At 71.7% G+C, this 13,904-nt stretch carries 12 protein-coding genes; 4 read left to right on the forward strand and 8 right to left on the reverse strand.

The window, feature by feature from the left end; translation table 11 throughout:
- Positions 1 to 228: 228 nt before the first annotated feature.
- The 4 genes from sucB to F3T56_RS00190 all read right to left on the reverse strand — a co-directional run bounded on the left by sucB (position 229) and on the right by F3T56_RS00190 (position 6,436).
- Positions 229 to 2,049, reverse strand: coding sequence for a 2-oxoglutarate dehydrogenase, E2 component, dihydrolipoamide succinyltransferase (gene sucB, locus F3T56_RS00175; protein ID WP_149822564.1), 1,821 nt, complete (start codon positions 2,047 to 2,049; stop codon positions 229 to 231).
- 59 nt (positions 2,050 to 2,108) lie between these two features.
- Complete coding sequence (lpdA, locus tag F3T56_RS00180) at positions 2,109 to 3,497, reverse strand: dihydrolipoyl dehydrogenase (RefSeq protein WP_149822565.1); 1,389 nt, start codon at positions 3,495 to 3,497, stop codon at positions 2,109 to 2,111.
- Between the two features lie 311 nt (positions 3,498 to 3,808).
- The gene (locus tag F3T56_RS00185) at positions 3,809 to 5,335 is read right to left on the reverse strand and encodes a leucyl aminopeptidase (protein WP_149822566.1); all 1,527 of its coding nucleotides are present in this window, start codon (positions 5,333 to 5,335) and stop codon (positions 3,809 to 3,811) included.
- A 267-nt stretch (positions 5,336 to 5,602) separates the two neighbouring features.
- A complete protein-coding gene (locus F3T56_RS00190) occupies positions 5,603 to 6,436 on the reverse strand; it encodes an adenosylcobinamide-GDP ribazoletransferase (RefSeq protein ID WP_149822567.1) in 834 nt (277 codons plus the stop codon).
- 61 nt (positions 6,437 to 6,497) lie between these two features.
- Here F3T56_RS00190 and F3T56_RS00195 point away from each other — a divergent pair, with 61 nt between their 5' ends.
- Complete coding sequence (locus F3T56_RS00195; RefSeq protein WP_149822568.1) at positions 6,498 to 7,262, forward strand: hypothetical protein; 765 nt, start codon at positions 6,498 to 6,500, stop codon at positions 7,260 to 7,262.
- A gap of 153 nt (positions 7,263 to 7,415) precedes the next feature.
- On the opposite strand, the gene cobT is transcribed toward F3T56_RS00195, so the two are convergent.
- Entirely contained in the window at positions 7,416 to 8,531 is a 1,116-nt protein-coding gene (cobT, locus tag F3T56_RS00200) for a nicotinate-nucleotide--dimethylbenzimidazole phosphoribosyltransferase (RefSeq protein ID WP_149822569.1), read from the reverse strand.
- Between the two features lie 173 nt (positions 8,532 to 8,704).
- Between cobT and F3T56_RS00210 the strand changes: the two genes are divergently transcribed.
- Positions 8,705 to 9,580 carry a class I SAM-dependent methyltransferase gene (locus F3T56_RS00210; RefSeq protein ID WP_149822570.1) on the forward strand — a complete coding sequence of 292 codons (876 nt, stop codon included), beginning with the start codon at positions 8,705 to 8,707 and terminating at the stop codon, positions 9,578 to 9,580.
- A gap of 7 nt (positions 9,581 to 9,587) precedes the next feature.
- Here F3T56_RS00210 and F3T56_RS00215 read toward each other — a convergent pair whose 3' ends face one another.
- A complete protein-coding gene (locus tag F3T56_RS00215; protein WP_172638740.1) occupies positions 9,588 to 10,796 on the reverse strand; it encodes a bifunctional adenosylcobinamide kinase/adenosylcobinamide-phosphate guanylyltransferase in 1,209 nt (402 codons plus the stop codon).
- 126 nt (positions 10,797 to 10,922) lie between these two features.
- On the opposite strand from F3T56_RS00215, the gene F3T56_RS00220 reads away from it, so the two are divergent.
- Positions 10,923 to 11,135: a hypothetical protein gene (locus tag F3T56_RS00220; RefSeq protein WP_149822571.1), complete on the forward strand. Its 213-nt coding sequence runs from the start codon at positions 10,923 to 10,925 to the stop codon at positions 11,133 to 11,135.
- 214 nt (positions 11,136 to 11,349) lie between these two features.
- On the opposite strand, the gene F3T56_RS00225 is transcribed toward F3T56_RS00220, so the two are convergent.
- The gene (locus tag F3T56_RS00225) at positions 11,350 to 11,985 is read right to left on the reverse strand and encodes a class I SAM-dependent methyltransferase (protein ID WP_484422095.1); all 636 of its coding nucleotides are present in this window, start codon (positions 11,983 to 11,985) and stop codon (positions 11,350 to 11,352) included.
- 158 nt (positions 11,986 to 12,143) lie between these two features.
- Positions 12,144 to 12,770, reverse strand: a complete 627-nt coding sequence (locus F3T56_RS00230) for a DUF3043 domain-containing protein (RefSeq protein ID WP_149822572.1) — start codon at positions 12,768 to 12,770, stop codon at positions 12,144 to 12,146.
- Positions 12,771 to 13,016: 246 nt separating this feature from the next.
- Between F3T56_RS00230 and F3T56_RS00235 the strand changes: the two genes are divergently transcribed.
- On the forward strand, positions 13,017 to 13,898 hold the full coding sequence (locus F3T56_RS00235) for a PspA/IM30 family protein (protein WP_149822573.1): 882 nt from the start codon (positions 13,017 to 13,019) through the stop codon (positions 13,896 to 13,898).
- Positions 13,899 to 13,904: the final 6 nt, after the last annotated feature.

Consider the following 13,904-nt stretch of genomic DNA (forward strand, 5'->3'; position numbering starts at 1 on the left):
AGCCGCACAGGGGCGCTTTAGTGCAGGTGAGACGAGACTTACACGGTGTGAGGGGTGACCGGGCGCCCAGTAGCTCGGTTCGGTCTGTCGTCGGGCGGGTGCGGGTCGTGTGTGGTTGCTCGCGCCCACGCGGCGGAGCCGCACATCGACACAGCCCCGCGCCCCTGAAAAAGCCGGTGCCCGCCCGGAAGCTCCGGACGGGCACCGTTGTGCTGTGGTGAAGGACCCTTACAGGCCGAGCTCGACCTCGAACTCGCCCGCCTCCAGGATCGCCTTGACCGCCGTCAGGTAACGGGCCGCGTCGGCGCCGTCGACCAGGCGGTGGTCGTAGGAGAGGGTCAGGTAGGTCATGTCGCGGACGCCGATGACCGTGCCCTCCTCCGTCTCGATCACGGCGGGGCGCTTGACCGTGGCGCCGATGCCGAGGATCGCGACCTGGTTCGGCGGCACGATGATCGTGTCGAAGAGCGCGCCGCGCGAGCCGGTGTTGGAGATGGTGAAGGTCGCGCCGGAGAGCTCGTCCGGGGTGATCTTGTTGGCCCGGACCTTGCCCGCCAGGTCGGCGGTGGCCTTGGCGATACCGGCGATGTTGAGGTCGCCCGCGCCCTTGATGACCGGGGTCATCAGGCCCTTCTCGGAGTCCACCGCGATACCGATGTTCTCGGCGTCGAAGTAGGTGATGGTGCCCTCGGCCTCGTTGATCCGGGCGTTGATGACCGGGTGGGCCTTCAGCGCCTGGGCCGCCGCCTTCACGAAGAACGGCATCGGGGAGAGCTTGACGCCCTCGCGCGCGGCGAAGGAGTCCTTGGCCTGGGCGCGCAGGCGCATCAGGCGGGTGACGTCGACCTCGACGACCGAGGACAGCTGCGCCTGCTCGTGCAGCGCCTTGACCATGTTGTCGCCGATGACCTTGCGAATGCGCGGCATCTTGACGGTCTGGCCGCGCAGCGGGGAGACCTCCAACTTCGGCGCCTTCTTCGCGGCAGCCGGAGCGGCGGCGGCCGGAGCCGGAGCAGCGGCGGCGGCCTTCGCGGCCTCGGCGGCGGCGATGACGTCCTGCTTGCGGATACGACCGCCGACGCCGGTGCCCTTGACGGTGGCCAGGTCGACACCGTTCTCGGCGGCGAGCTTGCGCACCAGCGGGGTCACGTAGGCACCCTCGTCGGTCGCCTGGGCCGCGGCGGGCACGGCGGCCGGAGCCGGGGTGACCGGGGCGGGCGCCGGAGCGGCGGCCACGGGAGCCGGAGCCGGAGCGGCAGGCGCGGGGGCCGGAGCCGGAGCGGCAGGCGCGGGGGCCGGAGCCGGCGGGGCGACCGGAGCCGCGGGCGCGGGAGCAGCCGGGGCCGGAGCCGGGGCAGCGGCGGCGGGCGCCGGAGCCGGGGCGGCCGGAGCGGGGGCGGCCGCCGGAGCGGCACCCGGGGCGCCGATGACGGCCAGCTTGGCGCCGACCTCGGCCGTCTCGTCCTCGCCGACCACGATCTCCAGCAGCACACCGGAGGTGGGCGCCGGAATCTCGGTGTCCACCTTGTCGGTCGACACCTCCAGCAGCGGCTCGTCGGCCTCGACGGAGTCGCCGACCTCCTTGAGCCAGCGGGTGACGGTGCCCTCGGTGACCGACTCGCCCAGCGCGGGCAGGACGACGTCGGTGCCGGAGGCGCCGACCCCTGCGGGAGAAGGCGTCGCGGCGGGGGCAGCGGCGGCAGGCGCGGGCGCCGGAGCGGCCGGGGCCTCGGCGACCGGCGCCGGGGCGGGCGCGGCGGCCGGAGCCGGAGCCTCGGCGGCGGGGGCCGGGGCGGCGGCGGGCGCGCCCGTGCCGTCGTCGATCACGGCCAGCTCGGCGCCGACCTCGACCGTCTCGTCCTCGGCGACCTTGATGGACGCGAGGACACCGGCGGCGGGGGAGGGGATCTCGGTGTCGACCTTGTCGGTGGAGACCTCGAGCAGCGGCTCGTCGGCCTCGACGCGCTCACCCTCGGCCTTCAGCCAGCGGGTGACGGTGCCCTCGGTGACGCTCTCTCCGAGCGCCGGAAGGGTTACGGAAACCGCCATGGTTTCTGTTGCTCCTTAGGAATTGCGGAAGTCTGGATCGTCGCTTCGTCGACCGAGGGTCAGTCGTGCGAGTGCAGCGGCTTGCCGGCCAGAGCAAGGTGGGCCTCGCCCATCGCCTCGTTCTGCGTCGGGTGGGCGTGGATGAGCTGGGCGACCTCGGCGGGGAGCGCCTCCCAGTTGTAGATCAGCTGGGCCTCGCCCACCTGCTCGCCCATGCGGTCGCCGACCATGTGGACGCCGACCACGGCACCGTCCTTCACCTGGACGAGCTTGATCTCGCCAGTGGTGTTGAGGATCTTGCTCTTGCCGTTGCCCGCCAGGTTGTACTTCAGAGCGACGACCTTGTCCGCGCCGTAGATCTCCTTGGCCTTGGCCTCGGTGATGCCCACGGAGGCGACCTCGGGGTGGCAGTACGTCACCCGCGGCACACCGTCGTAGTCGATCGGGACGACCTTCAGACCGGCCAGACGCTCCGCCACCAGCATGCCCTCGGCGAAGCCGACGTGCGCGAGCTGGAGCGTCGGGACCAGGTCACCGACGGCGGAGATGGTCGGGACGTTCGTACGCATGTACTCGTCGACCAGGACGTAGCCGCGGTCCATGGCGACGCCCTGCTCCTCGTAACCGAGACCGGCGGAGACCGGGCCGCGGCCGACGGCGACGAGCAGCACCTCGGCCTCGAACTCCTTGCCGTCGGCGAGGGTGACCTTGACACCGTCCTGGGTGTACTCGGCCTTCGAGAAGAAGGTGCCCAGGTTGAACTTGATGCCGCGCTTGCGGAACGCGCGCTCAAGAAGCTTGGAGGAGTTCTCGTCCTCGACCGGGACGAGGTGCTTCAGACCCTCGATGACCGTGACGTCCGTACCGAAGGACTTCCACGCGGAGGCGAACTCGACGCCGATGACACCGCCGCCGAGGACGATCGCCGACTTCGGCACACGGTCCAGGACGAGGGCGTGGTCCGAGGAGATGATGCGGTTGCCGTCGATGTCCAGGCCCGGCAGCGACTTCGGCACGGAGCCGGTCGCCAGCAGGACGTGGCGGCCCTGGACGCGTCGGCCGCCCACGTCGACGGAGGTCGGGGAGGACAGGCGGCCCTCGCCCTCGATGTAGGTGACCTTGCGGGAGGCGATGAGCCCCTGCAGTCCCTTGTACAGGCCGGCGACGACGCCGTCCTTGTACTTGTGGACGGCCGGTACGTCGATGCCCTCGAAGGTGGCCTTCACACCGAACTGCTCGCTCTCGCGGGCCTGGTCGGCGATCTCGCCCGCGTGCAGCAGGGCCTTCGTGGGGATGCATCCCCGGTGCAGGCAGGTGCCGCCGACCTTGTCCTTCTCGATCAGGGCGACGTCCAGGCCCAGCTGCGCCCCGCGCAGGGCCGCGGCGTAACCACCGCTACCACCGCCGAGGATCACTAGGTCGAAAACGGTGCTGGCGTCGTTCGCCACGTCACGTCCTCCATGCATGTGCGCCACGCCGGTCTGCGGTGACCGGTCGGCGGCTGGTGTCCGGCCGCTCTTCTTCGGCCCTGTGGTGGGGGCCCTGTCCTGCCGTGCCCCATCTTCGCACTTGTCGCCACCGAACGAGACGCCGGGCCGGGGTGTGAGACACCACACGCTCACTTGTGACGAGGGGCTGAGGTGAGACACCCGAGGGGCGCGGGGCTGTATCGATATGCGGCTCCGCCGCGTGGGCGCGACAAGCCACAACGGCCTCGCAGTCGCCCACGCCCCTTAGGCATCGAGCTCTTAGGCGAACATCACCCCAGGTCACCCGAGGCAGCCAGCTCGGCAAGCCGCACCAGAGTCCGCACCGCCGTCCCCGTCCCACCCTTCGGCGTGTACCCGAAGGCACCCCCCTCATTGAACGCAGGCCCGGCGATGTCCAGATGAGCCCAGGTGATCCCCTCACCCACGAACTCCTTCAGGAACAGCCCGGCGACCAGCCCACCCCCGTACCGCTCACCCATGTTCGCGATGTCGGCGGTGGGGGAGTCCATCCCCTTGCGCAGATGGTCCGGCAGCGGCATGGGCCAAGCCGCCTCGCCGACCTCCTCCGCCGCCTCGTGCACCGCGGAGCGAAACGCGTCGTCGTTCGCCATGATCCCGAACGTCCGGTTCCCCAGCGCCAGCATCATCGCCCCGGTCAGCGTCGCCACATCGACGATCGCGTCCGGCTTGTCCTCCGACGCCTTGGCGAGCGCGTCGGCGAGGACGAGCCGCCCCTCGGCGTCGGTGTTGAGGACCTCGACGGTCTTCCCGCTGTACATGCGCAGCACGTCACCCGGCCGCGTGGCGGAGCCGGACGGCATGTTCTCGGCGAGGGCCAGCCAGCCGGTGATGTTGACCTCGAGACCGAGGCGCGCGGCGGCGACGACCGCCGCGAACACCGCGGCCGCGCCGCTCATGTCGCACTTCATCGTCTCGTTGTGCCCGGCGGGCTTCAGCGAGATACCGCCCGAGTCGTACGTGATGCCCTTGCCGACGAACGCCAGGTGCTTCTTCGCCTTGGCGGACGTGTACGACAGCTTCACCAGCCGGGGCGCGGCGGCCGAGCCCGCGCCGACGCCGAGGATGCCGCCGTAGCCGCCCTTGGCCAGCGCCTTCTCGTCGAGGACCTGCACCTTGATGCCGTGGTCCTTGCCCGCAGCCGAGGCGATCGCGGCGAACGACTCGGGGTTGAGGTCGTTCGGCGGGGTGTTGATCAGGTCGCGGGCCCGGTTGAGCTCCTCGGTCACGGCGATCGCGCGCGCGGCGGCGGCCTTGTGGGCGTTGTCGCGCGGCTTGGCGCCGAGCAGGGCGACCTCGGCGAGCGGTGCCTTGCCGTTCTTCGCCTTGGCGTCCTGACTGTTCTGCTTGTACGTGTCGAAGGAGTACGCGCCCAGCAGCGCGCCCTCCGCGATCGCGCCGACGGCCGCGGCGTCCTCGACCGGCAGCGCGAACGCCGCCTTCTTCGATCCGGACAGCGCCCGGGCCGCGGCACCGGCCGCCCGGCGCAGCGCCTCGGCGCCGAACGACCCGTCCTTCTCGGGCTCCGCTCCCAGGCCCACCGCCACCACGAGCGGCGCCTTGAAGCCGGACGGCGCGGGCAGCTTCGTCACCTCGCCCTCCGCGCCCGAGGCGCCGAGGGTCTCCAGGACGTTGGCCAGCTTGCTGTCGTACGCCTTGTCCACAGCCTCGGCGCCGAGGGCCACGAGCGGCCCCTTGGCGCCCTTCGCGACACCGACCACGATCGCGTCGGCGCGGAGGCCCGACGCGGCGGCGGTGCTGAGAGTGAGAGCAGTCACGGTGGTGAAATCTCGCTTCCAATTGAGTTTCGGGGCGAACAGATGGCGAACGGATGGAGTCGACCTGCCGAGAACGAGCCTAGGCCCTGTTCGGCCCATCGGATCTGGGGCACGGGGACGATTGCGCACTCGCCGCCCGACGGCGTCCGCTCCGACCAGCCTCCCCGACTTTCGGCTCCACCCGTGCAGGGAGATCCCCATGACTTCGCCGTAGGGGGATCCCTTATCGAAGAAGTGGGAGCTCGGGGTGTGGTGGGGGCCGGCCGATCACCCGAAGGTGAGGACGACCAGCGTCGCCGTCGCCGCGGTCTCCGCAAGCCCCCCGAACACGTCACCCGTCACCCCGCCGAACCGCCGTACGCAGTGGCGCACGAGGAGTTCGGCGACGGCGAGGGCGGCGACGACGGCGAGGACCGCGCGGGCGGCGTCGTACGCCCCGAAGAGTGCCCCCGCGCAGGCCACCGCCAGTACGGCGGCCACGACGGCGATCACCGCGCCCCGCACCGGCACCACGCCCGCGACCGCCGCCCCCAGCCCCTCCGGCCGGGCGGCCGGTACGCCGGTACGCGCGGCAAGCGTCAGCGCGAGCCGGGCGGTGGTCGCCGACACGGCGGCGGCGAACGCACCCAGGGCCCAGGACTCGCCGTACGCCTCGGTGAGCGCGGCGACCTGGGCGAACAGCACGAACACGAGGGCGATGACGCCGAACGGCCCGATGTCCGACTGCTTCATGATCCGCAGTGCGTCCTCCGCGGGTTTGCCGCTGCCGAGCCCGTCGGCGGTGTCGGCGAGCCCGTCCAGGTGCAGACCACGGGTGAGTACGGCCGGTACGGCCACGGAGGCCACGGCGGCGAGCAGCGCCCCCGAACCCAGGACCAGCAGGAGGCCGCCGAGCGCGGCTGAGACCAGGCCGACCACGACCCCGGCGGCGGGCGCGCACAGCATCCCGGCGCGCGCGGCCTCGCGGTCCCAGCGGCTCACCGTCACCGGCAGCACGGTCAGGGTGCCGAAGGCGAAACGGAGGCCGTCGGAGAGCGTCGGCTCGGGCGCAGGGGTCGTGGATTCGGGCTCTGGGGCCGGGGGCTCGGGGGTCGTGGACACCGGCGCAGGGTACCGGGCGGGCTCGACGGCACCCCGGGGCGGTCGTGGATAAAGTGCGCATATGGGTCACTGGTGGGAGCGGAACATCATCGAGCCGGGCAAACTGCCGCTGCTCCTCGCGCTCAGCGCGTTCGTGCTGACGTTCCTCATCACCCGGCTGATCACCCGTCTCATCCGGGCGAACAAGGGGCCGTTCCGCAACATCAGCGGCAGCGGCGGCGTGCACATCCACCACGTGGTCCCCGGTGTCCTCCTCACCATCGTCGGCGGCTTCGGCGCGATGGCCGCCCACGGGCGTGGCATCGGCTCACTGATCTCCGCCGTGCTGTTCGGCATGGGCGCCGGGCTGGTGCTGGACGAGTTCGCGCTGATCCTGCATCTCGACGACGTGTACTGGAGCGAGGAGGGCCGCAAGAGCGTCGAGGTGGTGGTGCTGACGGCGGCCCTGGTGGGCCTGGTCCTCAGCGGCTTCCTCCCCTTCGGCGTCAACGACCTCAGCGAAGAGGAACTCCAGGACCGCGGGACCGCCATCCTCACCATCGGGACGAACTTCCTGATCGCCCTGATCGCACTGAGCAAGGGCAAGGCACGGATGGCCATCTTCGGCGTGATCATCCCGCTCATCGCCGTCATCGGCGCGATCCGCCTCGCCCGCCCCACCTCGACCTGGGCCCGCCATTTCTACCGCCGCCGCCCCCGAGCCCGAGCCAGGGCCCGCCTACGCGCCTACCACCACGACCGCCGCTGGTCCGCCCCAACCCGCCGCCTCCAAAACTGGATCGGCGGCACCCCCGACCCCGATTCCACCCCGGCCGACCGCAGCTGAAAAAACCGGGCGCAGCCCGTTTTTTCAGGGGTGCGGGGAACTGCGCGAGCAACCCAACACAACCCGCACCCGCCCACGAACCCGCAACCCCCGAGCTCTCAGGCGAAGCGGGGCCGAAGGGGCGGCGGGGGCGAGAAAAACCCGATGACAGACCTACGTGGCGTCCAGATCGTCGATCACCGACTCCTCGACATCGACCTTCTCCTCGACCTCATCGACGGCCTCCTCCCGCTCCGGAAGCTCCGCGGCCAGCGCGGCGGCAGCCCGCACCAACGGCAACGCCAACAACGCCCCCGCCCCCTCCCCCACCTTCACCCCATGGTCGAGCAGCGGCTCGATCGCCATCCGGTCCAACGCCTTGGCCTGCGCCGGCTCCCCACTGCTCTGCCCGGCAAGCCACCAGTCCGGCGCCCGGAAAGCCACCCGCTGAGCCACCAACGCACACGCGGCCGAGACCACCCCGTCCAGAATCACCGGCATCTTCCGCACCGCGCTCTGCAACAGGAAACCGGTCATGGCCGCGAGATCCGCCCCACCCACGGTCGCCAGCAGCGTCAGCTGATCACCGAGCACCGGCCGGGCCCGCCGCAGCGCGTCCCGCACGGCCGCGCACTTCCGCATCCACGTCAGATCGTCGATCGCCCGCCCACCCCGCCCGGTGACGACGGACGCGTCGGTCCCGCACAACCCGGCGACGAGCACCGCCGCCGCCGTGGTCCCCCCGACGCTCACATCACCGAGGACGACGAGGTCGGTCCCGGAGTCGGCCTCCTCGTCCGCGAGCGCGACACCCACCCGGAACGCGGCCTCCGCCTCCTCGATCGTCAGCGCGTCCTCGACATCGATCCGCCCGGACCCGCGCCGCACCCGATGCCGTACGACGTCCTCGGGCAGCGAGTCCGGGTCGCAGTCGAGCGCCAGATCCACCACGCGCACGGGTACGTCGAGCCGCCGGGCGAGCACCGACACCGGACTGCTTCCGTCGAGCACGGCCCGCACCAACTGGTCGGCGGTACCCGCGGCCCGCGCGGAGACGCCGAGTTCGGCGGCCCCGTGGTCGCCCGCGAACAACAGCACCCGGGCCTGCCGGATCGGCCGCACCGGCACGGCCGACTGCGCCGCCGCCAGCCACTCACCCAGGTCGTCGAGGCGGCCCAGCGCCCCGGGCGGCACGATCTGCCGCTCCCGCCGCGCCTCGGCATCGCGGCGCACCCCACCGTCGGGGCGCTCGATCAGATCGGTGAAGTCGTCGAGATTAAGCGAGCTCATTCGCCGAACAGTACCGGCAGCGATCGAACACGACCGCGCCACACCGGGCCCCACAGCGCTCAGAGCCTTTACCGCACCACCGCCACGTCATTGCACCGGGGAGCGCGATCACTTCCGTACCTTTTTGAGGCCAATGTCCGTACGTGCGTCGCCGTCGCCCCCCAGGAGCCGAAATGCCCTCCACCCCGCGGCCGGACCCCGGCCAACTCGCCCCGGGTGCCGATCCCTTCCACGAACCGCGCCGGGACGACTGCCCCTGGTGCGGCTCGCGGAGGTTGCGCACACGGGAGCGTGCGCCGGAGGGGGCGCGGCGCACGCCGGGCACGTACGCCGCTGTCGACGAGTGCCGGGACTGCTCCCACGCCTTCCAGAACCCCCGGCTCACCCTGGAGGGTCTGCTCCTGCGTCACCGCCGGCACCCCGTCGAGGACCACATCCACGCGAACCCCGCCGGACGCCTGCGCCGCCGGCACCACCGCACCGCCGCCCGCGCGATGCTGCCGTACGCCGAGCCCGAGAGCTGGCTCGACGTCGGCACCGGCCTCGGCCACTTCCCGGAGGCCGCGCGCGAGGTCCACCCGTACACCGCCTTCGACGGCCTCGACCCGACGGAACGCGTCGAACGGGCCTGGGCGGCCGGGCGGATCGAGGAGGCGCACCAGGGGCTGCTCACCGACCCGGCGATCGCCGCCCGGCTGCGCGCCCGCTACGACGTGGTCAGCATGTTCCACCACCTGGAACACACCACCGACCCCCGCGAGGAACTCCGCGCCGCCCGCACCGTCCTGCGCCCCGACGGCCACCTCCTCGTCGAAGTCCCGGACCCCGCCCGCCCGTTCGGCGTCCTGCCCCACGGCCGGTGGTGGCCCTGGAAGACGCACGACAGACCGCGCCCCCTCCACCTCATGCCCCCGCGCAACCTGCTCGCCGAACTGGAGGCCCAGGGCTACCAAGTGATCGCCACACGGGCCTCCGCGCCCTTCCCGCCCCGCGCCCACCGCATCGTCGCGCGCCGCACAGCACTCCCGCCCGCCCCCTCAGCCTCGTAGGACCCGCTCAGCCCCGAAGGGGCAGTGCCTGGCCCGCCACCACCAGCAGTACGTGCTCGCACTCCGCCGCGAACGCCGCGTTCAGCCGCCCGAGTTCGTCCCGGTAGCGCCGTCCGGAGGCGGTGGCCGGCACGATGCCGGACCCCACCTCGTTGGAGACGGCGACGACGGTACGGTGGGTGTGCCGTACGGCCTCGGCCAGCTCGCTCACCCGCGCCCGCAGCGCACGCTCCCCGCCCCCCGCCCACTCCGCGTCGTCCCAGGCCCCCACCGCGTCCATGACATCCGTCAGCCACAGCGACAGACAGTCGATGAGCAGCGGCGCCCCGTCGTCATCCTTGAGCAGCGGTACGAGGTCGCAGGTCTCGACGGTGCGCCAGGACCCGGGCCGCCGCTCACGATGGGCGGCGACCCGCGCGGCCCACTCCGAGTCCCCGCCCCGCAGCCCGCCGGTGGCCACGTAGAGCACGTCCGGAAACGCCTCCAGCCGCCGCTCGGCCTCCACCGACTTCCCCGACCGCGCCCCACCGAGCACCAGCGTGCGCCGAGGAACATCCGGTACGTCCTCGTAGACACCCACCGTCAACGTCGTCCCGTCCGGCACGGCACGCGCCCCCACCGCGGCGAGCCGCCTCGTCAACTCGCCGCCCGGCGGCACGTCATGGTCGATGTGCACGGCGATGACATCGGTGGTGGGCCCGACGGCCCCCACGGCCCGCAACCTCGCCAGGGCATCGGGCCGCCCGAGCACATCGAGAACAACCATGTCGTACGGCTCCACGCCCTCCTGCTCCTCCACCCCGGCGGGCGCACCCCCCGGCGGCAGGTACAGCACCCGCTGCCCGCTCGGCCCGGTCACCGCGTACCCGGTCCCCGGCGCGTCCAGCGCCAGCGCCCGCACCCGGTGCCCGGTCAGCAGCGCCAGCTCCCGCCCGTCCGGCACCCGCCCCGGCTGGGGCACCCCCGCCGGCACCGCCATCGCGGGCCCGTCATGCGGATGCGACAGCAGCACCTGCCGCACCCCGGCCAGCGAGTGCCCGGCCCGCGCGGCCGCGAGAGCGGCACCGGGCGTCAGGTCGAGCAACAACGTGCCATCCACAAGCACCGCGGTCGCCCCCCGTGCGGCCACCCCGAGCGCGGTCGCACACGCCGCGCACGGACAGTCGGGGCGGGGCAGTCCCGCGGGGGCACCGGTGCCGAGCAAAGTCAGTTCCACACCCCCGATTTTCCCGTGTCCCCATGAACACCCGCAGGTCTTGCGCGTCCGACTAGGCTCAGAGGGAACCGGATCTTGCTCGGTCACTGTGTGTGCGGTGCCGGGCCGGTACTTACGGAGGCTCACATGGCGGCATGGACGTGGCGTTTCGAGAAGGCCGACGGGGCGGAGGTCCAGCCCGCGGTCCAGCCCGAGGAGTTCACCACCCAGGGCGACGCCGAGTCCTGGATCGGCGAACACTGGAAAGCGCTGCTGGAGGGAGGCGCCGACCAGGTCCGTCTCTTCGAGGACACGACGGAGATCTACGGCCCGATGAGCCTGCATGCGCAGGAGGCGTAGCCGCTCCACGGGGGGCGGGGCTTAAACACGGGGCTCCGCCCCGATCCCCGCGGGAGAGCTCGGGGGGGGGCTTGTTCGGCGGGTGCGGGTGATTCGTGGTTGCTCGCGCAGTTCCCCGCGCCCCTGAAAACCATGGGGGCACCCGGTGCTTTTAAGGGGCGCAGCCCCTGGATGGGGGGATGGGACGGGTAGGGGCGGCGGGGGCGAGAAAAACTCAGCCCCGAACCCCGCACAGATGCAACAACGCCGCCACCTGCCGATAAGGATCCGTCCGCCCAGCCCGCTCCTCCGCCGCGAGCAACGCCTCCAAGTCCCCGTCCCCCGAAGGAACAACCGCGTCATCCGAGGCCAGATCCGTGAACACCCGCACCCCGTACCACGCCCGCAACGGCGCCCCGATCCCCCCAAGCGCATCCGTCAACGTCCCCAGCCGATCCGCCCGCACATCGAGCCCCAGCCGATTCCGATACGCGGTGGTGTCGAACGCCGCCAACGCCCCCGCCCAGTCCCCGGCCAGCCCCGCCCGCATCGCCAGCGCGTCACCGTTGCGCACCAGCAGCGACAGCAGCCCCCCGGGCGCCAGCATCCGCGCCAGCCCGGCCAGCAGCGCATCGGGCTCCTCGACGTACATCAGCACGCCATGGCAGAGCACCACATCGAAGCTGCCCGGCAGGAAGTGCACCCCCGTGTCCCGCCCGTCGCCCTCGACGATCCGCATCCGCCCCCGGATGCCCTCGGGCTCGGCGGCCAGCGCCTCCCGGGCGACGGCGATCAGCTTCGCCTCGCGCTCGATACCGGTCACCTGGTGCCCGGCCCGGGCCAGCCGCAGTGCCTGCGTCCCCTGCCCCATACCGACGTCGAGCACCCGCAGCCGCTGCCCGACGGGGAAGCGTGCGGCTATCTGCTCGTCGACCTGGCGGGATACCAGTTCCTGCCGTACGACCTCACGCAGCGTCCCCAGCCGATTCAGCCAGGCCTCGGCCGCACCTCCGGAGGAAGTCGTCGTGCTCAGGGCCGCTCTCCGCGCTTGACCAGCGGCTTCGGCAGCCGGAGGCGACGCATCTGGAGGGTGCGCATCAGGGCGTAGGCGACGACGCCCTTCTTGTTCTCGTTCGGGAAGCGGGTGTTCAGCTGCTTCTTCAGCCGGATCCCGAGCCCGATCGAGTCGACGACGATCAGGATGATCACGAAGAGCCACAGCAGCAGCGCGATGTTCTGCAGCGACGCCACCTGCACCATGCTCAGTACGAGGATGAGCACGGCCAGCGGCAGGAAGAACTCCGCGATGTGGAAGCGGGAGTCCACATAGTCACGGGCGAACCTGCGCACCGGGCCCTTGTCCCGCGCGGGCAGATAGCGCTCGTCACCGGTGGCCAGCGCCTGGCGCTGCTTCTCCAGTGCGGCGCGGCGCTCGTCGCGGGAGCGCTTGGCGGCCTCCTTGCGCGTCGTCGGCGTGTTGGCCACGCTGCGACGCTGGGACTGGGCCTCACTCCGCTTGGGAGTGGGCCGCCCCTTGGGGGCCTGCGGGTCACGGGTCTGCTTGGAGTCGGTCGGCGCCTGATCGGCTACCGGGGCCTTCTCGTTCTTGGCGCGGCTACGGAACACAAAACCCAAGGGTACGGGGTGCCGGGGCATGGACCCCAGCCGAGTGGGGAACGATCCGGCAACACCCGGCGTCTGTGCCGGTGACAGAACAGGGGCGAAGGTGGCTTGAAACCCGGTGGAAGGGGGAGGGCGGTAAGGGTTCGCCCGTAGTGGATCTGAGGTATTCCGGGAGACGGCCCGTACGTAACCCGGGGAGACACCTACTCCCTACGCCGGATCAGTGCCGTGCACAGTCGTCCTTGGGGATGAGCGCATCCGTCCCCGAACAGTGCGGTAATGGATGCAGGGCCCGTACTGTGGGTTCTGTCGCAGACCTGTGAGCTGGAGTCCGTCAGAAGGGGGCGCGCGAAGCCCATGAGCGGTGTCATGAAGCGTATGGGGATGATCTTCCGCGCGAAGGCGAACAAGGCCCTTGACCGGGCCGAGGACCCGCGCGAGACCCTCGATTACTCGTACCAGAAGCAGCTGGAGCTGCTCCAGAAGGTGCGCCGAGGCGTGGCCGACGTGGCGACGTCCCGCAAGCGCCTGGAGCTCCAGCTCAACCAGCTCCAGTCCCAGTCCTCGAAGCTGGAGGACCAGGGCCGCAAGGCGCTCGCGCTGGGCCGGGAGGACCTGGCCCGCGAGGCGCTCTCCCGGCGCGCCGCGCTTCAGCAGCAGGTGACGGACCTGGAGACACAGCACTCCACCCTCCAGGGCGAGGAGGAGAAGCTCACCCTCGCCGCCCAGCGACTTCAGGCCAAGGTCGACGCCTTCCGTACGAGGAAGGAGACGATCAAGGCGACGTACACCGCCGCCCAGGCCCAGACCCGTATCGGCGAGGCCTTCTCCGGCATCTCTGAGGAGATGGGCGACGTCGGTCTGGCGATCCAGCGGGCCGAGGACAAGACCGCGCAGCTCCAGGCCCGCGCCGGCGCCATCGACGAACTCCTCGCCTCCGGTGCCCTCGACGACTCCTCCGGCCTGCACAAGGACGACATCCAGACCGAGCTGGACCGCCTCTCCGGCGGTACGGACGTCGAGCTGGAGCTCCAGCGCATGAAGGCGGAGCTGGCCGGCGGCTCCTCCGCGCAGCAGCAGGCCATCGAGGGCGGCACCGGTCAGGGCTCCGCCCAGCAGCAGGGCCAGCAGCAGGACACCCCCCGCTTCGACAAGCAGTAGTGCGCA

It is taken from the genome of Streptomyces tailanensis (genome assembly GCF_008386495.1).
GTDB lineage: Bacteria > Actinomycetota > Actinomycetes > Streptomycetales > Streptomycetaceae > Streptomyces > Streptomyces tailanensis.

Excerpts from the sequence above, each read along its gene's own strand:
- sucB (WP_149822564.1), bottom strand. The coding sequence starts at position 2,049 with ATGGCGGTTTCCGTAACCCTTCCGGCGCTCGGAGAGAGCGTCACCGAG.
- F3T56_RS00210 (WP_149822570.1), top strand. The coding sequence starts at position 8,705 with ATGCCCTCCACCCCGCGGCCGGACCCCGGCCAACTCGCCCCGGGTGCC.
- F3T56_RS00235 (WP_149822573.1), top strand. The coding sequence starts at position 13,017 with ATGGATGCAGGGCCCGTACTGTGGGTTCTGTCGCAGACCTGTGAGCTG.
- cobT (WP_149822569.1), bottom strand. The coding sequence starts at position 8,531 with ATGAGCTCGCTTAATCTCGACGACTTCACCGATCTGATCGAGCGCCCC.
- F3T56_RS00225 (WP_484422095.1), bottom strand. The coding sequence starts at position 11,985 with ATGGGGCAGGGGACGCAGGCACTGCGGCTGGCCCGGGCCGGGCACCAG.
- F3T56_RS00195 (WP_149822568.1), top strand. The coding sequence starts at position 6,498 with ATGGGTCACTGGTGGGAGCGGAACATCATCGAGCCGGGCAAACTGCCG.
- F3T56_RS00220 (WP_149822571.1), top strand. The coding sequence starts at position 10,923 with ATGGCGGCATGGACGTGGCGTTTCGAGAAGGCCGACGGGGCGGAGGTC.
- F3T56_RS00230 (WP_149822572.1), bottom strand. The coding sequence starts at position 12,770 with ATGCCCCGGCACCCCGTACCCTTGGGTTTTGTGTTCCGTAGCCGCGCC.